This window comes from Aeromonas enteropelogenes, from assembly GCF_020097295.1.
In the GTDB taxonomy this organism is placed as follows: Bacteria; Pseudomonadota; Gammaproteobacteria; order Enterobacterales; family Aeromonadaceae; genus Aeromonas; species Aeromonas enteropelogenes.
The window spans coordinates 2470131-2491954 of sequence record NZ_CP083625.1; the positions used below are offsets into that span (position 1 = coordinate 2470131).

Sequence of the window (21824 nt, forward strand, 5' to 3'; positions counted from 1 at the left end):
TGGCCAGAAAGCGAGGTGGGTCACTTTTCGGTATAAACTTTATGACATTGATACTTAGAGCATTTAGGATTAATCAACCCGTCCTCTTGTGACGAGTGTCCTACACTCAATTCGGGAACAGAACCCCATAACGCATGGATGTGTATATGTTTGGGCTATTTAGCAAAGGCTCCCTCCTCCCCTTGGTGGGCGTTGATTTTGGCAATCAGACCATCAAGGCCGTCACCATCAGCGGACGTCCCGGCAAACTGCACATAGATGCGGTGGCCGATATCGTTACCCCGAAAGGGACGCTGGTCGATTACCAGCTGCAGGATATCGAGCGGGTCAGCCAATCCCTCAAAAACCTCAAACGCCAGCTCTCGGGCCATAGCGACTATGCCGCCACGGCGGTGACGGGCTCCAACGTCATCACCAAGGTGATCCAGATTGATGCCAGCCTGAGTGATAAAGAGCTGGAAAATCAGGTTCAGCTGGAGGCCGAACAGATCATCCCCTTTCCCCTCGATGAAGTGAGCCTCGATTTCGAGGTGCTGGGCACTACCAGCAACAATGAAGATCGCCAGGATGTGCTGCTCAGCGCAGCCCGCACCGAGAGTGTCAATGGCCGGGTCAGCGCCCTTGCCGAGGCCGGTATTGTCGTCAAAGTCGTCGATGTGGGAGCCCATGCGTTGGGGCGTGCCGTGTTGGCCTGCTTGCCTGAGTTGAAGGAGAGCGATCGGCCGGTCGGGGTGATCGATATCGGTGCCAGCGCCATGACCTTTGCCGCTTTGGTCAAGGGGGAGGTGATCTACTCCCGTCTGCAGAACTTCGGTGGGGATCAATACAGTCAGGCGCTCTCCTCTTTTTATGGGATGGCGCTGGATGAGGCGGAGCAGGCCAAGATCAAGGGGACCCTGCCGGTCGACCACGAACTCGATGTACTGATGCCTCATATCAATGCGCTGCTGCAACAGGTTCGTCGCAATATCCAGCTGTTTTGCAGCTCTTCCGGTTATCGCGAGATTTCGAAGCTGGTGCTGACCGGTGGGGGCAGCCTGCTGCCGGGTCTGTCACTACAGGTGCAGGAAGAGGCCAATTGCGAGGTGTTGCACCCGGATCTGTTTGCCATGTTTGGCAAACCCAAAGGGGAAGCCGAAGCGACCCACGGCGCTAAATATATGACGGCATTCGGGTTGGCTCTGAGGAGTTTCACGCCATGTCAAATATAAACCTGCTGCCATGGCGTGAAGCCAGGGCCCAGCGGCAGAAGAAAGAGTTTGGCGCCCTGCTGGGGGCATTTGTGCTGGTGACGGTGGCATTGGGATTTGGCGCCGACTGGTTGGTCAATCGTCAGGTCAGCGCCCAACAGCAGCGCAATCAGCGACTGGTGCAGGAGATGGCTATCCTGGATGCCCAGTTGGGCGAGATCCGCCTGCTCAAGGAGCGTCGCAAGGAGTTGATCGACCGGATGCAGTTGATCGAACAGCTGCAGATGCGCCGCAACCTGCCCGTCCGCCTTTTTAATCAGTTGCCCTCCCTGGTGCCCAACGGGGTTTACCTCAACACGCTCTCCATGCAGAACAACATCATCGATGTGAATGGCAAGACAGAGGCCTATGGCCGGGTTGCCAGCATGATGCGCCGGATCGATGGCTCGGGCTGGCTGAGCCAGTCGAAGATCAGCACTATTTTTGCGGCGGATGTCGCTCCCGTATCCCTGAGTCAATTCTCCATGATGTTTCTGGTGGCCAAGGCCTCCGCGACTGACGATGTGGCCAAGGAGGGCAAATGAATCTTCAGCAATTGAACGAGCTGGATATCAATGACATCGCCAGCTGGCCCAAATGGGCCAAAGGAATCTTCATCTTCTTTTGTTGTGCGTTGACGGGAGGCGCCCTCTATTACTATGTGATCGCCAATTCGCTGACCCTGCTGACTCAGGAGACCGACAAGGAGACCGAGCTGAAAGCCCAGTTTGAAAGCAAGGCGATGCTGGCGGCAAATCTGGGTGCCTACAAGGAACAAATGGTGACGCTCGAGCAGATGGTCGATACCCAGCTCAAGCAACTGCCCAATACCCATGAAGTGGCGGGCTTGCTGGACGATATCAGCTTTATCGCCACCGACAACGGTTTGAAACTCAACCGGATCAACTGGGAACCCGAGGTCAAGCATGAGTTCTCGACCGAGCTTCCCATGCGTATCGAGGTGGTGGGCAGTTACCACGAGATCGGCAAGTTCACCGCGGACATGGCGGCCTTGCCCCGTATCGTCATTCTCGACTCCTTTACCCTGGGGCAAAACAAGGATGCAGGGGATCTGATCTCGATGTCGATGCTGGCCAAGACCTACAAGTACAACGGCAAGACAGGGGAGGCGAAGTAATGAGACGCATCTGCTGGTTGTTGCCTGCCTTGCTGCTGGCTGCCTGTGGTGGCCAGGAGGACATGGATGCTTATGTGGCTCAGACCAAGGCACGCCCTCCCGTCCCTATCGAGCCTCTGCCAGAACTCAAACCCTTTTCTCCCATGGCATACCAGCAGCGGGAGCTGCGCAGCCCCTTCATGGCACCGCAGCCGGAGGCGGCTGGCGGGGGGGACAACAGTGCCAAACTGCAACCGGATTGTGCGCTGGTGGTGAAGGATCGTGAAAAGGAGATGCTGGAAAATTACTCCCTTGCCAGTTTGTCGATGCAGGGTTCTTTGGGCAAAACAGGGCAATTGTGGGCTCTAATCCGTACGCCGGATGGTCAATCGGTACGGGTAGGCCTCAACCAATATATGGGTCTGGATCAGGGGCGCATTATCAAGATCTCCGATACAGCGGTGGATTTGCTGGAAACCATTCCGGATGGGAAGGGGTGCTGGGTAACAAGAGAAACCCAGTTGGCCATGGCCAATATGCAAGAAAAACAATAATCAGGGACGAACAGCAATGAAAACAACAAGAGAGTGTGTAACCAAAGTGGCTCTGCTGTTTTGTGCCAGTGCCTTCTTCGGCCAGGCCTGGGCGGTGGCAACCCTGCAGGAAGTGAAGGTGAATCCCTTGCTTGCAGACCAGTTGCAACTGGAACTCAGTTTTAGCGAGCCTGTCAGCGGCTTTACCGATCGCCTCTCCTACCAACCCAACCAGCTGTTGCTGCATGTGCCCGGTGCGGTGGGTGCATTGAAAGTGAACCCCTTGCCGATCCAGCGCCAAGGGGTCGACAGCATCAAGGTGGAAGGCAAGGGCGCCGGGCTCGACATCAAGATTGCTCTCGATCAGCTGGCGCCCTATCAGGTCAGGCAGCAAGGCAGCAAGTTGCTGGTGTCGCTGGGGGAAGGGGCATCTTCCTCCTCTCTTGGCAGCAATGACAGTGCATTGTTGGCACCCGCAGCCACCGCTTCGACACCCGCCTCCTCCCCGTCGGCACTCATCAATACCCAGGTGGTCGCCAAGTCGATGCCGGCGACAGCGCCGGTGGCTGCCCCGACAGCCTCCAAACCCGTGCTCAACAGTTATCAGAGCAACGGCGGCGGAGCCTATTTCAACTCGGTGACCGGTGTGGATTTTCGCCGCGGCAAGGATGGCCAGGGTGAGTTTCTGGTGACGCTGGACAACAGCTCGGCGGCTGTGGATGTGAGCAGCCGGGGCCAGACGGTGCTGGCCAAATTCCACGGCACCCGGGTGCCGGATGGCTTGCTCAACCTCATCAATGTGCAGGATTTCGCGACGCCAGTCTCCCAGGTGGAGGTGTCGCGTCAGGGCAACGATACCCTGTTTGAACTGTCGGTGAATGGCCAGTTTGACTATCGCTATGATCAGGCAGACAAGCTCTTCATCATCGAGGTGAAAAAGCGTGCAGCTACCGCTGCCAAGCAGTATCAGGGCAAGCCCATCTCCTTGAACTTCCAGGATATCCCCGTTCGTACCGTGTTGCAGTTGATCGCCGATTTCAACAATCTCAACCTGGTGACGACCGATTCGGTCGGGGGCAACATTACTCTGCGGCTGGATGGCGTGCCCTGGGAGCAGGCCCTCGACATCATTCTGAAAGTGCGGGGGCTGGACAAGCGGCTGGATAACAACATCCTGCTGGTGGCTCCTGCCGACGAGATAGCGACCCGGGAGAAACAGCAGCTTGAGAGCCGCAATCAGGTGGCGGATCTTGCCCCGCTCTACACCGAATATCTGCAGATCAACTACGCCAAGGCATCCGAGGTGGCTGCCCTGCTGTCATCCGACAGTACCAAGCTGCTCTCCCCCCGTGGCGCCGTGAGCGTGGATGAGCGCACCAACGTGTTGGTGGTCAAGGATACGGCGGATGTGATCAGCAGCATCAAGCGGATGCTCGACATTCTCGACATTCCGGTCAAGCAGGTGGTGATCGAAGCCCGCATGGTGACCATAGATGATGGCTTTGACGAGGCCCTCGGGGTGCGCTGGGGGGTAACCAAGAACGACGGGCACGGCAACAGCACCTCGGGCTCAATCGAGGGCAACGATGGTTCGGGAAATGGAAGCCTTAATGATGCCGGAAATATCATTACCAACATGACTCGCCCCAGCGCCGATGACAGGCTGAACGTCAATCTGCCGGTGACCAATGCGGCCGGTACCCTGGCCTTCCAGGTGGCCCGTCTGGCCAATGGCACCCTGCTGGATCTCGAACTCTCTGCCCTTGAAAAGGAGAGCAAGGCCGAGATCATCGCAAGTCCCCGGGTCACCACGGCCAACCAGAAACCGGCGTTGATCGAACAGGGTACCGAGATCCCCTATGTGGAATCCTCCTCCAGCGGGGCGACCTCGGTCACCTTCAAGAAGGCGGTGTTGAGTCTGAAAGTGACGCCGCAGATTACCCCGGACAACCGTGTCATTCTCGATCTGACAGTGACCCAGGATACCAAGGGTGAAACCGTACCGACCGGTACCGGCGATGCCGTCTCCATCAACGCCCAGTCCATCACCACCCAGGTGTTGGTCAACAATGGCGAGACGCTGGTGCTCGGCGGCATCTATCAGCAGACCATCAAGAGCGATGTGACCAAGGTGCCGCTGCTGGGGGACATCCCGGGGTTGGGGGCACTGTTTCGCAAGACCACCAGCGAAAATAAAAAGCGCGAGCTGCTGATTTTCGTGACGCCCAAGATAGTGACCGACGCTTTCTGAAGGCTTTACATGTGAAGGTAAAACACATATAACCTTACGCCCCAATGAGGCTGGGGCGTAAGGGCTGCGGTTGCCAGTCCTGATTTCTATTGAGATAATCCCCCTCCTGATCCATCGCAAGATAAGGTTCATAGGTACCCCGATCCAGTATTTATCGGGGTCGTACAGTTTGTAATTACTAACGAAAAGACATGGCTGAGAAACGCAATATTTTCCTGATAGGTCCCATGGGTGCGGGCAAGAGCACCATAGGTAGACATCTGGCAGAACAACTGCATATGGAGTTTTTCGACTCAGATCATGAGATTGAGCGCCGCAGTGGTGCTGATATCAGCTGGGTGTTCGATGTTGAAGGCGAAGAGGGTTTCCGTATTCGCGAAGAGAAGGTGATCGGCGAGCTGTCGGAGCAGCAGGGTATCGTGCTGGCGACCGGTGGCGGTGCCATCAAGAGCCGCGAAACCCGCAACAAATTGTCTGCCCGCGGGATCGTGGTCTATCTCGAAACCACTATCGAAAAGCAGCTGGCGCGCACCCAGCGTGACAAGCGTCGCCCCCTGCTGCAGACCGAAGAGCCGGCACGTGAAGTGCTCGAGCGTCTGGCAAAAGAGCGCAATGCCCTGTATGAAGAGGTGGCCGATTTTGTGGTGCACACCGACGACCAGAGCGCCAAAATCGTTGCCAATCAAATCGTAAAACTGATCGGTATGTAATCTAGAGGACGTCCATGGAACGGTTGAAGGTCGAACTGGGTGAACGCAGCTATCCCATCGAGATAGCCGCAGGCTTGTTGCAGCGCCCCGAGGTGCTGGCATCGGCCATCAAGGGCAAGCGGGTGATGATAGTGACCAATACGGTCGTCGCCCCTCTCTATCTTGAACGGGTCAGCGCCCTGCTGTCGGATTTTCAGGTAGAACACCTGATCCTGCCAGATGGCGAGGCCTACAAGAACCTGGCGACCTTTGAACAGATCATGTCTGCTCTGCTTGAAACCAACCATGGGCGTGATACCACGCTGATCGCCCTGGGGGGCGGTGTGATAGGGGATGTGGTGGGCTTTGCGGCAGCAAGCTATCAACGTGGCATTCCTTTTATCCAGATCCCGACCACACTGCTCTCCCAGGTTGACTCTTCCGTTGGCGGCAAGACCGCCGTCAATCATCCCCTCGGCAAGAACATGATCGGGGCTTTCTATCAGCCCAGACAGGTCATCATCGACACCGAGTGCCTGAGCTCCCTGCCTGCGCGTGAATTTGCCGCCGGAATGGCCGAGGTGATCAAATACGGCATCATTTGGGATGCCGAGTTCTTCAGCTGGCTGGAGCAGAACATGACCCGTCTGCAACGGCTGGACCCTGCCGCCCTCTCCTATGCCATCAAACGCTGCTGCGAAATCAAGGCCGATGTGGTCGGGCAGGACGAGACCGAGCAGGGGGTACGTGCACTGCTCAATCTGGGTCATACCTTTGGTCATGCCATCGAAGCCGAACAGGGTTATGGCAACTGGCTCCATGGCGAGGCCGTTGCGGCCGGCACCATGCTGGCGGCCGACACTGCGCTGGCCAGGGGGGAGATGACCGAATCACAGGTGGCACGCGTTCGCGCTTTGCTGCTGGCGGCCAATCTTCCCATCAAGGCCCCGGCCGAGATGGATTTTGCCGCCTTCATTCGCCATATGCGCCGTGACAAGAAGGTCCTCGAAGGCAAGTTGCGCCTGGTATTGCCGGTGGGTATCGGCCATGCACAGGTGGTGGCCGATGTCTCCGATGCCGAACTGTTGGCGGTGATCGAGTCTGGACGTGACTAATAATAAGCTGCTTAAGCTTCCTTCCCAGCGGCAGCTGGTTGACCGGCTGCTGCATCTGATTGAATTCAATCACCCTTTCATTTTTCTCTCCGGCAAACCGGGCAGTGGTCGCGGCACTCTGTGCGAGACCCTGATCAGCCAGTTACCGGAAAAGGTACGTGTCGTCAGCCTGATTGGCACGCCGGCCATGAAGATGGCGGATGTGCGTCAGCTGCTGCTGCCCCAGGTGGTGGCCCGTCCCCTGTTCAATCCTCAGGACGCGCTGGCAGACAGCTTCTTTCGCATGCTGGAGGGGGCCAAGCCGGCGACCCTGCTGCTGATCATCGAACGGGCCGATGAGCTGCCTGCCGACGTGCTGGGAGAGCTGTGGGCCATCAGTCGTCACAACGACACCCTGGCGGCGCCGCACCAGCTGGCCATCCTGGTCTCGGGCAGTGACACCTGGTGTCGTAGTCAGCGGCCACTGCTCAAGGGACGCGCCATGCCGCCCCTCGAGCTGGAGGTCCAGCCTCTGAGTCCGCCGGAGCAGCGCATCTTCCTGTACGAGAAAGCCAAGGAGCTCAAGATCCCGACGGCCCTCTTGCCCAAAGTGAAAGTGGAAGAGATCCTGACAACGGCAAGTGGACACCCGTCCACCATCATGCAGTTACTGGAGGATATCATGACCGACAGAAGGCCCAAGAAGCGTCAGGCAGAACTGCCTGTCAAGAAGGCTGCCCTCTCTATTGCCGCGCTGGCGGCTGGCCTGCTGGCCCTGAGCTATCTGCTGCCGGCCCTGTTTGGTGGCGACACCTCCACCACACCTCAGGAGTCGACTCAAACGACGGCCCTGCCGCCTCCGGTTCCGGGCGATTCTCCCGTTACCACGGGGGGCGCTGATGACGGAGCCGCCAAGGGACAAGATGAGGGTGCGGCAACCAATCCCAACGCCGTGGTCAAGGATTGGCAGCCGGAGGCAAAAGTACTGCCCAAGTCGGTAGAGAGTGACACTGTCACTACCGAGTCCACCAACTATGAAGGGCGCCGGGTGGTGATCTCCGATGAGGTCGTCCAAAAGCTGATGACGGATCCCGGCGTGAGCGGTGCCCTGCCGACCGAGGTGGTCGACGAGCTGACCGGCAAGAGCACAGTAGCCAGCGGCGCCGTTGCCAGCGCGGCAAGCGGCGCACAGCAAAAGCCTGTCAAGGCAGCCGAGCCTTCGGCCACTACGAGCCAACCGGCCGTTCAACCGGCGGCTGTGCCGGCTCCCAAGGTGGCCCTGACCCCGGTGGCGACCCTGAACAAGAAGGCACGCAACCACTACAGCATCCAGCTGATGGGGGCGAGCAACACCAAGGCGGTGGATCAGTTTGTTGCCGAACATGGTTTGTCCGGCAAGGTCTGGGTTTATCAGACCCAGTTCCGTGGCAGCCCCTGGTTTGTGGTGCTGCAGGGGGACTACGCGACCCTGACCCAGGCCAAGAGCGCGATCCGCAAGCTGTCGCCAGCCCTGCTGAAGGGGCAACCCTGGCCCAAGTCGTTTGCCCAGGTACAAAAAGAGCTGAAGCAATAGCCTTGATACCGGATAAGGGGGTAGAATCATCCCCCTTTTTGGGTCTTGCCTTCTTACACACCGGATTTCCATGAAGAAAACACGCGCTTTTTTAAAATGGGCCGGGGGAAAATACTCCCTGGTTGAAGAGATCGCCGAGCGCTTGCCGGCCGGGCGTGTGTTGCTGGAGCCCTTCGTCGGGGCCGGGTCCGTGTTTCTCAACACCGACTACGACGCCTATGTGCTCAACGACATCAATCCGGATCTGATCAGTCTCTACAATCATCTCAAGCTGACGCCGGATAACTTTATTGACGAGGCGCGCAAGCTCTTTGTAACTGAACACAACCACAAGGCGGCCTATTACCGGCTGCGTACCCAGTTCAACCACACCGAAGACACCTTCGAGCGGGCATTGCTGTTCCTGTTCCTCAACCGTCACGGTTTCAATGGCCTGTGTCGCTATAACAAGAAGGGCGGTTTCAATGTGCCTTTCGGTTCCTACAAGAAGCCCTATTTCCCGGAGAAGGAGCTGTGGGCCTTCGCCGAAAAGGCGCAGAAGGCGACCTTCATCTGCGAAAGTTATGCCGATGCCATCAAGCGGGCTGAGGAGGATTGGGTGATCTACTGTGATCCCCCTTATGTCCCTCTCTCCACTACCGCTAGCTTTACCAGTTATGCCGCCTGCGGTTTTACTCTGGACGATCAGGTGGTGCTGTCGCAGTTAGCTCGACAAACTGCTGCTGAGAAAGGGGTTCCCGTACTTATCAGTAATCACGACATGAAGTTGACCAGAGATCTTTATCGTGGTGCTAGGTTCGACGAGATCCTGGTCAAGCGCACCATCAGCCGCAACGGCGGTACCCGCAACAAGGTGGCCGAACTGCTGGCGCTCTATCCGCCCGGCATCGAGCCCGAGCAGGGGTATTACCCAAGCGACAGCGAGCTGCTGCCGCTGAGCTGATAAAACGGCGCCCGAGGGCGCCGTTTTTTGTTGGCGTTTTGTCATCCTTCAGGCTGGCATTGGGATCGTGGAGGGGATGGCGGGAAGGATTGCCCCCTTTCTCGGCCTTTCGAGTCGTTTTCACCGGATATTTACGCTAAAATTGCGCCGTTTTTTCTCCCTGGCTGCCAATGGATGATGCTGATGAAAGACTTTCTGATTGCCCCCTCGATCCTCTCCGCCGATTTCGCCCGTCTGGGTGACGATGTTGCCAAGGTGCTGGCTGCCGGTGCCGACGTGGTTCACTTCGACGTGATGGACAACCACTATGTGCCGAACCTGACTATCGGCCCCATGGTCTGTCAGGCCCTGCGCGACTACGGTATCGAGGCTCCCATCGACGTCCATCTGATGGTCAAGCCGGTGGATCGCATCATTCCCGATTTCGCCAAGGCCGGGGCTTCCCTCATCACCTTCCATCCGGAAGCCTCCGATCATGTTGACCGCTCCCTCGGTCTTATCAAGGAGCAGGGCTGCCAGGCGGGCCTGGTGCTGAATCCGGCCACCTCTCTCTCCTGCCTCGAGTATGTGATGGACAAGCTGGACGTGATCCTGCTGATGTCGGTCAACCCGGGCTTCGGTGGCCAGAGCTTCATTCCCGGTACCCTCGACAAGCTGCGCCAGGTGCGCCGCCTGATCGACGAGAGCGGCCGCGACATCCGCCTTGAGATTGACGGCGGTGTGAAGGTCGACAACATCCGCGAGATCGCCGAGGCCGGTGCCGACATGTTCGTGGCTGGTTCCGCCATCTTCGGCAAACCGGACTACAAGGCCGTTATCGATCAGATGCGTGCGGAGCTTGCTGATGTCCGTCGTTAATCGTGGATTTGATCTGGTGCTGTTCGATCTGGATGGCACCCTTATCGACAGTGCCGCCCAGCTGGCACTGGCGGTCAACCGTACTCTGGCCGACCTGGAGCTGGCCGAGGCCGACGAGGCGCTGGTGCGCACCTGGGTCGGCAACGGTGCCGACAAGCTGATCCAGCGCGCGCTTGCCCATTGCGAAGCCGATCCGGCGCTGTTTGCCAAGGCCCGTGCCCTGTTTGACGACCACTACCAGGCTTGCCTGCTGCAAGGACTGGGCATGTATGAGGGGGTGGAGCAGAGCCTGCGCCGCCTGCAGAAACTGGGTTACCGCCAGGCGGTGGTAACCAACAAACCGAGCCAGTTCGTGCAGCCCATTCTCGATGCCCTCGGCATTGCCGATTGCTTCGCACTCTGGCTTGGCGGCAACTGCGTGCCCCAGAAGAAACCCAATCCGGAGCCCCTGCTGCACGCCTGCCACGAACTGGGGGTGAGCCCGGCTCGCACCCTGATGGTGGGCGACTCCGAAAATGACGTGCTGGCTGCCAAGGCGGCCGGCATGAAGGTAGTGGGGCTCACCTACGGCTACAACTATGGCCGCCCTATCGCCGATTCCCATCCTGACTGGGTATGCGAGCAGTTTGCACAGCTCGATGCACTTTTGGTCTAATAGCGCAGCTGGGCTGGCTGAATAACAAGGATTACTACTCTCATGACTAAACCTATCGTATTGAGCGGCGCACAGCCCTCTGGCCAACTGACTATCGGCAACTACATGGGAGCCCTGCGTCAGTGGGTCAACATGCAGGATGAGTACGATTGCCTCTACTGCATCGTCGACCTGCACGCCATCACCACCCGTCAGGATCCGGTGGCCCTGCGCAAGGCCTGTCTCGATGCCGCCGCCCTCTATCTGGCGGTGGGGATCGATCCCAAGAAGAGCACCGTTTTCATCCAGTCCCACGTGCCGCAACACGCCGAGCTGGGCTGGATCCTCAACTGCTACACCCAGATGGGTGAGCTGTCACGGATGACCCAGTTCAAGGACAAGTCCGCCCGTTTCGAGAACAATGTCAACGTCGGTCTGTTTGGTTATCCGGTGCTGATGGCGGCCGACATCCTGCTCTATCAGGCCAATCAGGTGCCGGTCGGCAACGACCAGAAGCAGCACCTGGAGCTGACCCGCGACATCTGCACCCGTTTCAACAACCTGTACGGCGAGGTGTTCACCATGCCGGAGCCCTTCATTCCGACCGAAGGGGCGCGGGTGATGAGCCTGCAGGATCCGACCAAGAAGATGTCCAAGTCAGACGACAACGAGGCCAACTTCATCGGCCTGCTGGAAGACCCCAAGCAGATCGTCAAGAAGATCAAGCGTGCGGTCACCGACTCCGATGATCCTGCCGTGGTGCGTTTCGATCCGGAGAACAAGCCTGGTGTCTCCAACCTGCTGACCCTGATGTCCGGGGTGACCGGCCGCTCCATCCCGGAGCTGGAACAGCACTTCGAAGGCAAGATGTACGGTCACCTCAAGACCGAAACTGCCGAGGCCGTGGTGGCCTTGCTGGAGCCCATCCAGGCCCGTTTCCACGAACTGCGTCAGGATGAGACTCATCTGATTGCTATTTTGGCGGAAGGCGCACAAAAGGCGCGCGAAAGAGCTGAAAAAACCCTGACCAGCGTATATGATGTAGTCGGCTTCGTTCCTCGAGCCTGACATACTGGGAAGGTGTAGTTGAAGAGAGCTGGGTATTTGCCTGGCTTTCTTTATTTTCCCTGCTGTTAATTGTTTAATTATTTCCCTTTTTCAACCCGGGTTATTTCCCCAAGAGCAAGTATGTCCGTTCAATCAAATGTCTCCGTTGAAGAGCTGAGTGACAAGGGTCACTGGCTGCGTAAATTCCGCAAGGCTAAAAACCTCAATACCCTGCAACTGATGGTTTCCAATGCCATCGACAAGCATCACAAAACTCCCGCCATCGCTGCCGCCATCTATCTGGCCGAATGCCAGCGTGAACGGGAAATGGAACAGGGTCGTTTTCTCGACCGTTAATTCTCGGCCACTGGTTATCACATGCTGTTATTGATCGATAACTACGACTCCTTTACCTGGAACCTGGTGCAATATTTTGGCGCCCTGGGACAAGAAGTAGTGGTCAGGCGTAATGATGAGCTGACTCTGACCGACATTACGCAATTATCTCCCCGCTATCTGGTTATTTCTCCCGGCCCCTGCACGCCCAACGAGGCGGGTATTTCCCTCGCCGCTATTACCCATTTTTCCGGCCGATTGCCCATTCTCGGTGTCTGCCTTGGTCACCAGTCCCTGGCACAGGCGTTTGGCGCCCGCGTGGTGCGAGCCCGTCAGGTGATGCATGGCAAGACCTCGCTCATTCGCCATCGGGGCGAGGGGGTCTTCAAGGGGCTCAAGGATCCGCTGCGGGTGACCCGCTATCACTCGCTGGTGGTAGAGCAGGCAACGCTGCCCGATTGCTTCGAGATCACCGCCTGGAGCGAGCATGCCGATGGCTCGTTTGACGAGATCATGGGGCTGCGCCACAAGACGCTTGATGTCGAAGGCGTCCAGTTCCATCCGGAGAGCATTTTGAGTGAGCAAGGCCACCAGTTACTGGCCAATTTTCTCGCTCGTTCGTAAAAATTCGTGATCGCCCTCTCAGAATCGAGAGAAGGCAAAAAAAATTTCCCTGATAGTTTATTCACTGCCCCTCCTGCCCAAATTATCTCTTGCCAAGCCCCCTTGATACGTTATGCAATGCGGTTGCCTAAAATCTCAAGGCTAATCGAAGATTGTTCCCCATAGTCCGTTTTGTTACAGACTTTTTACTTTATTTCTGTGATAATCCCGTCACGTTTACACGGATTTAACTTTTGGGCGGTGGATTATTCTGCTGCCAGTTCGAAGGAGAGCTATATGTCAGAGTTGTTGGCAGTGACACGTGAAGTGTTTGATGAAGTGATGGTTCCCAACTATGCGCCGGCCAAGATCATCCCGGTGCGTGGTGAGGGGTCGCGTGTCTGGGATCAGGAAGGCCGTGAATATATCGACTTTGCCGGCGGTATCGCGGTCAATGGCCTGGGTCATTGTCATCCCAAGCTGGTCGACGCCCTGAAAACCCAGGGCGAGAAGCTGTGGCATCTCTCCAACGTGATGACCAACGAGCCGGCCCTGCGTCTGGCCAAGAAGCTGGTCGCCGCCACGTTTGCCGACAAGGTCTACTTCTGCAACTCGGGCGCCGAGGCCAACGAGGCGGCCCTCAAGCTGGCTCGTCGTTACGCCATCGAGAAGTTTGGTCCCCACAAGACCCAGATCATCGCCTTCCATCAGGGTTTCCACGGTCGCACCTTCTTTACCGTGAGCGTGGGTGGCCAGGCTGCCTACTCCGACGGTTTCGGTCCCAAGCCTGCCGACATCACCCATGTAACCTACAACAACCTGGAAGAGCTGGCTGCCGTCATCTCCGAGAATACCTGCGCCGTGGTGATGGAGCCGCTGCAAGGTGAGGGTGGCATCATTCGTCCCACCGACGAGTTTGCCAAAGGGGTGCGCGAGCTGTGCGACAAGCACAATGCACTGCTGGTTTACGATGAGGTGCAGTCCGGTGTCGGTCGTACCGGTGAGCTCTACGCCTATATGGGCCTGGGCGTGACGCCGGACATCCTCACCAGCGCCAAGGCCCTTGGCGGCGGCTTCCCCATCGGCGCCATGCTGACCACTACCGAGATCGCCTCCTACCTGAAAGTGGGCACTCACGGCTCTACCTACGGCGGCAACCCGCTGGCCTGTGCCGTCGCCGAGGCAGTGCTCGACGTAGTCAACACCCCGGAAGTGCTTAGCGGCATCAAGCAGCGCGAGCAGCTGTTCCGCGACGGCCTTGAAGCCATCAATGCCAAGTACCGTTGCTTTAGCGAAGTGCGTGGCCAGGGCCTGCTGCTGGGCGCCGTGCTGAACGAAGACTACAAGGGGCGCTCCCGCGATTTCCTGCTGGCCTCCATCGATCAGGGGTTGATGGCGCTGGTCGCAGGGACCAACGTGGTGCGTTTCACTCCGTCTCTGGTGATCCCGGAAGCGGACATCAAGGAAGGGTTGGCCCGCTTTGAGAAGGCGGTTGCCCAGGTGGTTAACGCCTGATCCAAATTGAGGTGGGGAGTCCTCCCGGCTGGAGCCGGGGCCCCACCTGTCGTCAATGAAAGGGAGTTGTCATTTATGTTGGTTATCCGTCCCATCGAGCAAAAAGATTTTGCCGGGCTCAAGACCTGCGCCGTCGAGTCCGGCACCGGCATGACCTCGTTGCCCGTCAACGATGAGTTATTGCAGCGCAAGATCGATGCCTCGACCCAGACTTTTTCGGACAAACCGGCGGGCAAGGGGGATTGCCTCTACTTCTTCGTGGCCGAGGATCTGGAGACCGGCGAGATGGTCGGTACCTGTGCCATCGACGCCGCGGTCGGCCTGTCCCAGCCGTTTTACAACTATCACATCGGCAAGGTGGTGCACTCTTCCCCCAAGCTCGGTGTCTACAACGTGGTGGAGACCCTCACCCTCTCCAACGACTACACCGGCAATTCCGAGCTCTGCACCCTGTTTCTGCGTGAATGCGCCCGCGAGGGGCTCAATGGCCGCCTGCTCTCCAAGCACCGTTTCCTGTTCATGGCCGAGCACCCAGAACTGTTTGACGAAACCGTCTTCGCCGAGATGCGCGGCGTTTCGGACAGCGATGGCCACAGCCCCTTCTACGAGTGGCTGCAGACCCACTTCTTTTCGATGGATTTCCCTACCGTCGACTATCTGACCGGTATCGGCAAGAAGCGCTTCATCGCCGAGCTGATGCCCAAGTACCCCATCTACGTCAACTTGCTGAGCAAGGAGGCGCGTGCCGTCATCGGCCAGACTCACGAGAAGACCCGTCCGGCCATCAAGATGCTGCAGGACGAGGGGTTTGTGAACCGTGGCTATGTCGACATCTTCGACGCGGGCCCGGCGGTGGAGTGTGAGCTGAAGAACATCCGCAGCGTGCGCCGCAGCCAGAAGCTGCGCGTGCTGATCGGCGAGCCAATCGGTGGTCACCCTTACCTCCTCTGCAACACCCGCTTCGAGCAATACCGCGCCTGCTACGGCAATATCCGGGTCGATCACGACAAGCAGGAGGCCATCATTCCACCCAAGATGGCGGCGGCCCTCATGGTGCAGGATGGCGACATGGTGCGAGCCGTCGATCTCGACTGATCCGGCTGGCGGCAATACCGAATATGAAACAGGCAGCCTCGGCTGCCTGCACACCACAGGGAGTGAATGGATGAGTCATTTAGTGCAGTTTATCGATGGCCAGTGGCTGGCCGGTGAAGGCAAGCCGTTCGAATCAAGGGATCCGGCCAAGAATGAAGTGATCTGGCAAGGGGAAGCTGCCAGCCCGGCCCAAGTGGATGCCGCCGTCAAGGCCGCTCGCACCGCCTTCTACCATTGGTCAGATCTGAGTCTTGAGGCGCGTCTTGACGTCGTGCGCCGCTATGCCGACCTGCTCGGTGAGCACAAAGAAGCACTGGCGCTGACCATCGCCCGCGAAACCGGCAAGCCGCTGTGGGAGACCCGCACCGAAGTGGCTGCCATGCAGGGCAAGATCGCCATCTCCATCCGCGCCCATGACGAGCGCACCGGTACGGTCGAGAATCCCATGCCGGGTGCCAAGGCCTTCGTGCGCCACAAGCCCCACGGCGTGGTCGCCGTGTTCGGCCCCTACAACTTCCCGGGCCATCTGCCCAACGGCCATATCGTCCCGGCGCTGATCGCCGGCAACACAGTCGTGTTCAAACCCTCCGAGCTGACCCCCATGGTGGCCGAGGCCATGGTCGAGGTGTGGCAGGAGGCGGGGCTGCCCAAGGGCGTGCTCAACCTGGTGCAGGGTGAGGTCGAGACCGGCAAGGCGCTGGCGGGCAACCCCGGCATCGACGGTCTCTTCTTTACCGGCTCTTCCCGCACTGGCCACCTGCTCCATCAACAGTTTGCTGGCCAACCGGGCAAGATCCTGGCCCTCGAGATGGGCGGCAACAACCCGCTGATCGTAAAAGGCGTGAGCGACATCGACGGTGCCGTTCATGCCATCGTGCAATCCGCCTTCATCACCTCCGGCCAGCGCTGCACCTGCTCGCGCCGCCTGTTTGTCGAGCGCGGCGAGCGGGGCGATGCCCTGGTCAAGCGGTTGGTGGATGTAGTCGGCCAGATCAAGGTTGGCCATTACGATGATGCGACTCAACCCTTTATGGGCGCTATGATCAGCGAGAAGGCTGCGCTGGGCATGGTGGCGGCACAAGCCAACCTGCAAGCGCTGGGGGGCGAGAGCCTGCTCACCCTCAAGCACCTGGAAGCGGGTACCGGTTTTGTCTCCCCGGGCATCATAGACGTGACCAGGGTCGCTGCGCTGCCGGATGAAGAGTACTTCGGCCCGCTGCTGCAATTGGTGCGTTACGACGACTTCGATGCCGCTATCGACCAGGGCAACGCCACCAGTTTCGGCCTCTCGGCCGGCCTGCTTGGCGACAACGAGGCGGACTGGCAGCACTTCTTCAAGCGCATCCGCGCCGGCATCGTCAACTGGAACAAGCCCATCACAGGTGCCTCCAGTGCCGCGCCGTTTGGCGGTATCGGAGCCTCCGGCAACCACAGGGCAAGCGCCTATTACGCCGCCGACTATTGTGCGTATCCGGTAGCCTCCGTCGAAGACAGCAAGGCGAGCATGCCGGAGCAGCTGTCCCCCGGCCTGACTTTCTGACAATAACGAAAAAGGGGCACCCTTTGGGTGCCCTTGTCTGTACCCGCAATCAAAGGAAAGAGAGATGCAAAAGGATATCGATACCCTGTTCAGTCATCTGTGGGACAACTACATCAAGGTGACGCCGAGCGCCCTCAAGGTGCACGCACTGCTGGGTGGCGGCGAGCCCATCATCAACGACCACGTGGCGTTTCGCACCTACAACTTGCCCAAGCTGGGGCTGGAGAAGCTGGCGGCCCACTTCCTGGCGCTCGGTTACGAGCAGAAGGGGGAGTATGAGTTCAAGGCCAAGAAGCTCTACGCCAAGCACTTCGAGCACAAGGATCCGGACGCTCCCAAGGTGTTCATCAGCGAGCTGAAGGTGGAGGAGCTCTCTCCGGCGGCCCAGGCCATCATTCACAAGCTGGTGGATCAGGTGCCCGACCATCTGACCGATACCCATGCCTTCCTCTATGCCGGTGCCCCCTGGCAGGTCTCCTGGGCCGACTACCAGACCCTGCTGGCGGAGAGCGAGTACGCCGCCTGGATGGCTGCCTGGGGTTATCGAGCCAACCACTTCACGGTCAACATCAATCAGCTCAAGGAATTCGACACTATTCAGCAGGTGAATGGGGTGCTGAAAGCAGCCGGCTTCGTGCTCAACAGCGTGGGTGGCGAGGTGAAAGGGGACCCGCAGGTGATGCTGGAGCAATCCTCCACCATGGCGGACAAGGCCGAGGTGGCCTTCAGCGACGGTGTACACACCATCCCGAGCTGCTTCTACGAATTTGCCCTGCGTTACCCGCAGGCCGACGGCACCCTCTACCCGGGTTTCGTCGAGGCGTCGGCCGACAAGATTTTCGAATCCACCAACGCCATGTAACGACGCTCTCGTCGCCCATGCGGCGATAACCAGAGTGACATAAGCAACGCCTCCTTTCAGGAGGCGTTTTTATTGCTGGCGAGAGAATGGGGACAGTTGTCGAGAATGGGAGAGAGGGAAAGGCTCCTGTAAGTATGTCCATTTTGTTGGCCAAATTGTGAAGGGGATCACCAATTGCGTCCCGGGCAGGGATGGGAAAAGGGGTAGAATGGCGCTTTCTTTTTAGGGGGGTCGTTCGATGCCTTACTATCATTTTTTCAAGCAAGGTCAGGCTCTTACCTATCTCGATGCCAATGCGCCCAGCTATGGTGACGAGCGTGGCCAGCTGATTGAACAGGGTTTTTCCCCCCTCGCGGCCCCCACCTTTGCCGACAGTCCGGCAGCCGCCCTGGCGCAACTGCAAAGTCAGGAGGAGATGGAAAACGCACCCGGGGCACATGACGACTTTTATGTGGCCAACTCGCACCCTGCTACCATAACCGGCGTGTCGGGAGTCTGATCCCGCCTTCCCGGCCAATCGCCTCTCTTTTCCTCGCTTGTGGGGAGCGTTCGCTCAATCTGTACTATCGCGGATCCGGCTCTCCCTCAATCACCAGCATGGTTTCCATCCCTGCCGCCTTGCCGGCTTCGATCCCGATCCGGGTGTCCTCAAAGACCAGGCAGTTGGCCGGATTGACCCCAAGTTGTCTGGCCACCTCCAGGAAGGTGTCCGGATGTGGTTTGTGGTTACTCACATCATCGGCGCTCACCACCACCTGGATATAGGCATCGAGCCCGGTGCTCTTTAAGATCGACTCCGCCTGATTGCGCGGCGACCCTGTGCCAATGCCCATAGGTATCTTGCCGTGGCACTGCCGGACCAGCTCCCACATGGCAGGAAAGACGCTGACCCGATCGATCTGTTCCAGATAGAGAGCAATCTTGCGCCGGGCGAAGGCCTCGACGTCGACCGTCAGCCCCTGCTGCTCGGCCAGCATGGCGATGATCTTGCGGGTCGGAATGCCGCCATACTGGTAGAGCTGAGCGCGCTCGAAGGGGATGCCGAATTCGGCACAGGTGAGCGCCCAGGCGTCCAGATGCAGGGGCATGGAGTCCACCAGAGTGCCATCCATGTCGAAGATCAGGGCGTCGTAATGGGCAAAGCTGTCGTAGGCATGCATGGTGGTTCCTCGGAGCAAATGGGGCAGACTAGCAGATTGGGTGCGGCATGAGTGGGATCTGCTTCATGGTTGTGCGGGGGAGGGCCATTTTTGTCCTCTTGCTGATTTGTGTGACAATGATCTGCCCGTGATAGGCCGAGTTGGCCAGCCTGAATAGCGAGTCGTTCCATGTCCCCAAAAACCATCTTCTCGAGCGTGGCGCTGGTGATCGCCCTGGGCTCACTGGAAAAGAGCATAGTCACCACGCCGCTGCCCATGATAGGCGCCGAGCTGAACGCCGGTGCCGCTCTCACCTGGGTGGTCACCGCCTACTTGCTGGCTGCCACCGCAGTGCTCCCTCTCTATGGCAAGCTGAGCGATCAGTTCGGCCGGGTGAGAATGCTCAACATCGGTATTGGACTGTTTCTGACAGGTTCCGTCGCCTGTGCACTGGCCCAGGATCTGCCGACCTTGCTGGCTGCGCGAGTGCTGCAGGGGATGGGGGGAGGGGGGCTGATCGCGCTCGCCTTCACCGTCATCGCCGACACCATACCGCCGCGGGAGGTGGGCAAGTATCAGGGCTATATCTCGATGGTCTATGCGGTTTCGAGCATCGCCGGGCCCCTGCTCGGCGGCTACTTTACCGAGCAGCTGAGCTGGCGCTGGATCTTCTGGATCAACCTGCCACTGGGGGCGCTCGCCCTCTGGCTCATCAACCGCAACCTCAAGCAGCTCAATGTGCGTCGCCACAGTCGCTTCGACTGGAAGGGGGCGGGCCTGCTCATCACGGTCACCACTCTGACTCTGTTGCTGCTGTCGCCCGAAACCGCCCTGCCCGCCATCTGGCTGGCCGCCGCCCTGGTGCTCGCCCTGTTGTTGCTGATCCTGATCGAACGCCGTGCCCACGACCCCATACTGCCGGCCCATCTGGCGCGGCTGCCCGGTTATCTGGTGAGCGTGCTGCTGGCGATGCTCTCTCAGCTGCTGATGTTCGCCATGCTGGTCTATCTGCCCCTCCAGATGCAATGGCAAAAGGGGATGAGTGCCAGCGAGAGCGGGGTGAGCCTGGTGATCTTCATGGTTTGCATCACCGTCGGGGCTTTCGTCGGTGGCAAGCTCATTAGTCACACCGGCCGCTACAAGCGCTTCGTGGTGGTCGGGTTTGCCCTGGCGGCGCTGGCTCTGTGGCAAATCCACTTCGACGCCTGGGTCAGGTTGGCCCTCGGCTTTGCGGGCCTGGGGTTGGGACTGGTGCTGCCCGCCCTCTCGGTGGTGGTGCAAAATGCCCTGCCACGGGAGGATCGCGGCATCGGCATGTCGTTGTTCAACTTCGGCCGGGAGCTGGGGGGCGCGGTCGGGGTTGCCATCTGCGCCGTGCTGTTCCATTCCGCCCTGCCAACAGGCACCAGCCACAATCTGGCCAGCCTGAGCCCGACCGTGCTGGCCCCGGGTTTCAGCACCACCTATATCGGCATGGCGCTGATCGCCAGCGCCGCACTGCTCATCACGCTACTGGCGTTGAAACGCCACGAGCTGGCCGACATGCACGCCTGATGGCAAGGCAATAGATAAAAAGGGCTCCAGCGGGAGCCCTCTTGTCATTGTGCCTGTTGTACTCAGCCCGGCAGCCGCACCGGGCGCAGGGCGAGGATGGCCCCGCCAAACAGCAGCAGGGCCAGCAGGGCCATGGCCATGGGGCCGGCGCTGTAGGCAAAGCCGGCGACGGCGGACCAGAGCGCCACCCCGAGGTGCATCAGGGTCATGGCCAGCGACATCAGCATGCCGCGCTGGGCCGGGGCGAGCTGGGCGATGTAGCCCTGCAGTGCCGGCGAGCCGATGCCGCCGGCCAGCGCCCACAGGCCCAGCGGCAGGGCGAGGCTGGCCAGGCTGCCGGCCGGATAGAGGTAGAAGAAGGCGCTGACCAGGGCGCACACCACCAGGGCGCCGCGCATCAGGGGGCGGCCGCTCTCCACATAGCCGACCAGGCGCGGCATCAGCACGTTGCCGACCACGCTGATAACGCCAAGGGCGCCGTAGAGTAGCCCCACCGACCAGACGGGCAGCCCTTGGCTGTCGTGCAGGTGTTGGCCGACCAGGTTGAACAGGCCGATGCCGCCCCCCAATCCCAACCCCATGGCGAGCAGGGCGCCGAGCGCCCCCGGAATGGCCAGCACCGAGCCCTGCACCGCGGGGTGCGTGCCGCTCGCATGAACCTGTGGCGTGCGCGCCGTGAGCCAGGCCAAGGCGCCGACCACGGCCCAGGCACAGAGGCCGAGCACGATGAAGGGGGTGCGCCAGCTGCTGAGCTGGGCCAGCAGGGCGCCCACCGCCGGGCTCGAGATCATGCCGAGGGTGAGCCCCGACTGTACCCAGGCGATGCGCTTCATGGCATCGGCCGGCGCGCCGTCTGCCGCCATGGCGAAGGCGATGGGGAGCATGCCGGCGCTGGCCAGCCCGGTGATCACCCGGGTCGCCAGCCCAACCTCGAAGCTCGCCACCAGGCCGGTGGCCACCGAGGCGGCGCCAAACAGCAGGGAGGCCGGCAGCATCACCCGCAGCCGGCCGTGGCGATCCGACAGGCCGCCGAGCAGGGGGGCGATGAGGGCCAGCGCCACGCTGTAGGCGGTGATGAACAGAGTCACCCGCTCCGGGGCGACCCCTAGCTCGGCGCCGATGGGGGCGAGCAGGGGGCCCAGCATCAGCTCATCGGCCCCGACCAGAAATGCAATAAAAAACAGCAGTACTTTCAGTAACATGATTTTTATT

22 protein-coding genes are annotated in these 21824 nt (G+C 59.5%); 20 read left to right on the top strand and 2 right to left on the bottom strand.

Annotated features, from left to right (window positions below; genetic code table 11):
• Positions 1-146 precede the first annotated feature (146 nt).
• From tapM to LA321_RS11730, 19 genes are all read left to right on the top strand, one after another.
• On the top strand, positions 147-1211 hold the full coding sequence (gene tapM / locus LA321_RS11640; protein WP_042072281.1) for a PilM family type IVa pilus assembly protein TapM: 1065 nt from the start codon (positions 147-149) through the stop codon (positions 1209-1211).
• Positions 1199-1774: a PilN family type IV pilus biogenesis protein TapN gene (gene tapN / locus LA321_RS11645; protein WP_042072279.1), complete on the top strand. Its 576-nt coding sequence runs from the start codon at positions 1199-1201 to the stop codon at positions 1772-1774. Before tapM ends, tapN begins: the two co-directional genes overlap by 13 nt.
• On the top strand, positions 1771-2367 hold the full coding sequence (gene tapO / locus LA321_RS11650) for a PilO family type IV pilus biogenesis protein TapO (protein ID WP_026455954.1): 597 nt from the start codon (positions 1771-1773) through the stop codon (positions 2365-2367). Before tapN ends, tapO begins: the two co-directional genes overlap by 4 nt.
• Entirely contained in the window at positions 2367-2900 is a 534-nt protein-coding gene (locus LA321_RS11655; RefSeq protein ID WP_042072277.1) for a pilus assembly protein PilP, read from the top strand. The genes tapO and LA321_RS11655 overlap by 1 nt, the downstream gene beginning before the upstream one ends.
• A 16-nt stretch (positions 2901-2916) precedes the next feature.
• The gene (locus LA321_RS11660) at positions 2917-5130 is read left to right on the top strand and encodes a type IV pilus secretin PilQ (protein ID WP_042072276.1); all 2214 of its coding nucleotides are present in this window, start codon (positions 2917-2919) and stop codon (positions 5128-5130) included.
• Positions 5131-5321: 191 nt separating this feature from the next.
• On the top strand, positions 5322-5840 hold the full coding sequence (gene aroK, locus LA321_RS11665) for a shikimate kinase AroK (RefSeq protein ID WP_042025672.1): 519 nt from the start codon (positions 5322-5324) through the stop codon (positions 5838-5840).
• Positions 5841-5854: 14 nt separating this feature from the next.
• The gene (aroB, locus tag LA321_RS11670) at positions 5855-6934 is read left to right on the top strand and encodes a 3-dehydroquinate synthase (RefSeq protein WP_026455952.1); all 1080 of its coding nucleotides are present in this window, start codon (positions 5855-5857) and stop codon (positions 6932-6934) included.
• Complete coding sequence (locus tag LA321_RS11675) at positions 6927-8486, top strand: SPOR domain-containing protein (RefSeq protein WP_042072274.1); 1560 nt, start codon at positions 6927-6929, stop codon at positions 8484-8486. The genes aroB and LA321_RS11675 overlap by 8 nt, the downstream gene beginning before the upstream one ends.
• 70 nt (positions 8487-8556) lie before the next feature.
• The gene (locus tag LA321_RS11680; RefSeq protein WP_042072273.1) at positions 8557-9429 is read left to right on the top strand and encodes a Dam family site-specific DNA-(adenine-N6)-methyltransferase; all 873 of its coding nucleotides are present in this window, start codon (positions 8557-8559) and stop codon (positions 9427-9429) included.
• A gap of 183 nt (positions 9430-9612) precedes the next feature.
• Entirely contained in the window at positions 9613-10287 is a 675-nt protein-coding gene (rpe, locus tag LA321_RS11685) for a ribulose-phosphate 3-epimerase (protein ID WP_026455949.1), read from the top strand.
• Entirely contained in the window at positions 10274-10942 is a 669-nt protein-coding gene (locus LA321_RS11690) for a phosphoglycolate phosphatase (RefSeq protein ID WP_042072271.1), read from the top strand. The genes rpe and LA321_RS11690 overlap by 14 nt, the downstream gene beginning before the upstream one ends.
• A 42-nt stretch (positions 10943-10984) precedes the next feature.
• Positions 10985-11989 (top strand): tryptophan--tRNA ligase, encoded by a 1005-nt coding sequence (gene trpS, locus LA321_RS11695; RefSeq protein WP_026455947.1) that lies wholly within the window; start codon positions 10985-10987, stop codon positions 11987-11989.
• Between the two features lie 120 nt (positions 11990-12109).
• Positions 12110-12325 (top strand): hypothetical protein, encoded by a 216-nt coding sequence (locus tag LA321_RS11700; RefSeq protein ID WP_026455946.1) that lies wholly within the window; start codon positions 12110-12112, stop codon positions 12323-12325.
• A gap of 21 nt (positions 12326-12346) precedes the next feature.
• Positions 12347-12928 carry an aminodeoxychorismate synthase component II gene (locus LA321_RS11705; RefSeq protein ID WP_042025665.1) on the top strand — a complete coding sequence of 194 codons (582 nt, stop codon included), beginning with the start codon at positions 12347-12349 and terminating at the stop codon, positions 12926-12928.
• 276 nt (positions 12929-13204) lie between these two features.
• Positions 13205-14422: an aspartate aminotransferase family protein gene (locus LA321_RS11710; RefSeq protein ID WP_042072270.1), complete on the top strand. Its 1218-nt coding sequence runs from the start codon at positions 13205-13207 to the stop codon at positions 14420-14422.
• A 75-nt stretch (positions 14423-14497) separates the two neighbouring features.
• Entirely contained in the window at positions 14498-15517 is a 1020-nt protein-coding gene (astA, locus tag LA321_RS11715) for an arginine N-succinyltransferase (protein ID WP_042072268.1), read from the top strand.
• A 70-nt stretch (positions 15518-15587) separates the two neighbouring features.
• Positions 15588-17057 (top strand): succinylglutamate-semialdehyde dehydrogenase, encoded by a 1470-nt coding sequence (gene astD, locus LA321_RS11720; protein ID WP_042072266.1) that lies wholly within the window; start codon positions 15588-15590, stop codon positions 17055-17057.
• 64 nt (positions 17058-17121) lie between these two features.
• Complete coding sequence (locus LA321_RS11725; protein WP_042072265.1) at positions 17122-17919, top strand: DUF1338 domain-containing protein; 798 nt, start codon at positions 17122-17124, stop codon at positions 17917-17919.
• A gap of 238 nt (positions 17920-18157) precedes the next feature.
• Positions 18158-18418 (top strand): hypothetical protein, encoded by a 261-nt coding sequence (locus tag LA321_RS11730; protein WP_042025658.1) that lies wholly within the window; start codon positions 18158-18160, stop codon positions 18416-18418.
• Between the two features lie 64 nt (positions 18419-18482).
• On the opposite strand, the gene LA321_RS11735 is transcribed toward LA321_RS11730, so the two are convergent.
• Positions 18483-19079 carry an HAD family hydrolase gene (locus LA321_RS11735; protein ID WP_042072264.1) on the bottom strand — a complete coding sequence of 199 codons (597 nt, stop codon included), beginning with the start codon at positions 19077-19079 and terminating at the stop codon, positions 18483-18485.
• 168 nt (positions 19080-19247) lie between these two features.
• Between LA321_RS11735 and LA321_RS11740 the strand changes: the two genes are divergently transcribed.
• Positions 19248-20612, top strand: coding sequence for an MDR family MFS transporter (locus LA321_RS11740; protein ID WP_042072262.1), 1365 nt, complete (start codon positions 19248-19250; stop codon positions 20610-20612).
• A 62-nt stretch (positions 20613-20674) separates the two neighbouring features.
• Here the strand turns inward: LA321_RS11740 and LA321_RS11745 are convergent, their stop codons facing one another.
• The gene (locus LA321_RS11745; protein ID WP_042072261.1) at positions 20675-21814 is read right to left on the bottom strand and encodes an MFS transporter; all 1140 of its coding nucleotides are present in this window, start codon (positions 21812-21814) and stop codon (positions 20675-20677) included.
• Positions 21815-21824: the final 10 nt, after the last annotated feature.

What these genes read in the sequence shown, in the direction of transcription:
- tapM (WP_042072281.1), top strand. Translation starts at nt 147, where the DNA reads ATGTTTGGGCTATTTAGCAAAGGCTCCCTCCTCCCCTTGGTGGGCGTT.
- tapN (WP_042072279.1), top strand. Translation starts at nt 1,199, where the DNA reads ATGTCAAATATAAACCTGCTGCCATGGCGTGAAGCCAGGGCCCAGCGG.
- tapO (WP_026455954.1), top strand. Translation starts at nt 1,771, where the DNA reads ATGAATCTTCAGCAATTGAACGAGCTGGATATCAATGACATCGCCAGC.
- LA321_RS11655 (WP_042072277.1), top strand. Translation starts at nt 2,367, where the DNA reads ATGAGACGCATCTGCTGGTTGTTGCCTGCCTTGCTGCTGGCTGCCTGT.
- LA321_RS11660 (WP_042072276.1), top strand. Translation starts at nt 2,917, where the DNA reads ATGAAAACAACAAGAGAGTGTGTAACCAAAGTGGCTCTGCTGTTTTGT.
- aroK (WP_042025672.1), top strand. Translation starts at nt 5,322, where the DNA reads ATGGCTGAGAAACGCAATATTTTCCTGATAGGTCCCATGGGTGCGGGC.
- aroB (WP_026455952.1), top strand. Translation starts at nt 5,855, where the DNA reads ATGGAACGGTTGAAGGTCGAACTGGGTGAACGCAGCTATCCCATCGAG.
- LA321_RS11680 (WP_042072273.1), top strand. Translation starts at nt 8,557, where the DNA reads ATGAAGAAAACACGCGCTTTTTTAAAATGGGCCGGGGGAAAATACTCC.
- rpe (WP_026455949.1), top strand. Translation starts at nt 9,613, where the DNA reads ATGAAAGACTTTCTGATTGCCCCCTCGATCCTCTCCGCCGATTTCGCC.
- LA321_RS11690 (WP_042072271.1), top strand. Translation starts at nt 10,274, where the DNA reads ATGTCCGTCGTTAATCGTGGATTTGATCTGGTGCTGTTCGATCTGGAT.
- trpS (WP_026455947.1), top strand. Translation starts at nt 10,985, where the DNA reads ATGACTAAACCTATCGTATTGAGCGGCGCACAGCCCTCTGGCCAACTG.
- LA321_RS11700 (WP_026455946.1), top strand. Translation starts at nt 12,110, where the DNA reads ATGTCCGTTCAATCAAATGTCTCCGTTGAAGAGCTGAGTGACAAGGGT.
- LA321_RS11705 (WP_042025665.1), top strand. Translation starts at nt 12,347, where the DNA reads ATGCTGTTATTGATCGATAACTACGACTCCTTTACCTGGAACCTGGTG.
- LA321_RS11710 (WP_042072270.1), top strand. Translation starts at nt 13,205, where the DNA reads ATGTCAGAGTTGTTGGCAGTGACACGTGAAGTGTTTGATGAAGTGATG.
- astA (WP_042072268.1), top strand. Translation starts at nt 14,498, where the DNA reads ATGTTGGTTATCCGTCCCATCGAGCAAAAAGATTTTGCCGGGCTCAAG.
- astD (WP_042072266.1), top strand. Translation starts at nt 15,588, where the DNA reads ATGAGTCATTTAGTGCAGTTTATCGATGGCCAGTGGCTGGCCGGTGAA.
- LA321_RS11725 (WP_042072265.1), top strand. Translation starts at nt 17,122, where the DNA reads ATGCAAAAGGATATCGATACCCTGTTCAGTCATCTGTGGGACAACTAC.
- LA321_RS11730 (WP_042025658.1), top strand. Translation starts at nt 18,158, where the DNA reads ATGCCTTACTATCATTTTTTCAAGCAAGGTCAGGCTCTTACCTATCTC.
- LA321_RS11735 (WP_042072264.1), bottom strand. Translation starts at nt 19,079, where the DNA reads ATGCATGCCTACGACAGCTTTGCCCATTACGACGCCCTGATCTTCGAC.
- LA321_RS11740 (WP_042072262.1), top strand. Translation starts at nt 19,248, where the DNA reads ATGTCCCCAAAAACCATCTTCTCGAGCGTGGCGCTGGTGATCGCCCTG.
- LA321_RS11745 (WP_042072261.1), bottom strand. Translation starts at nt 21,814, where the DNA reads ATGTTACTGAAAGTACTGCTGTTTTTTATTGCATTTCTGGTCGGGGCC.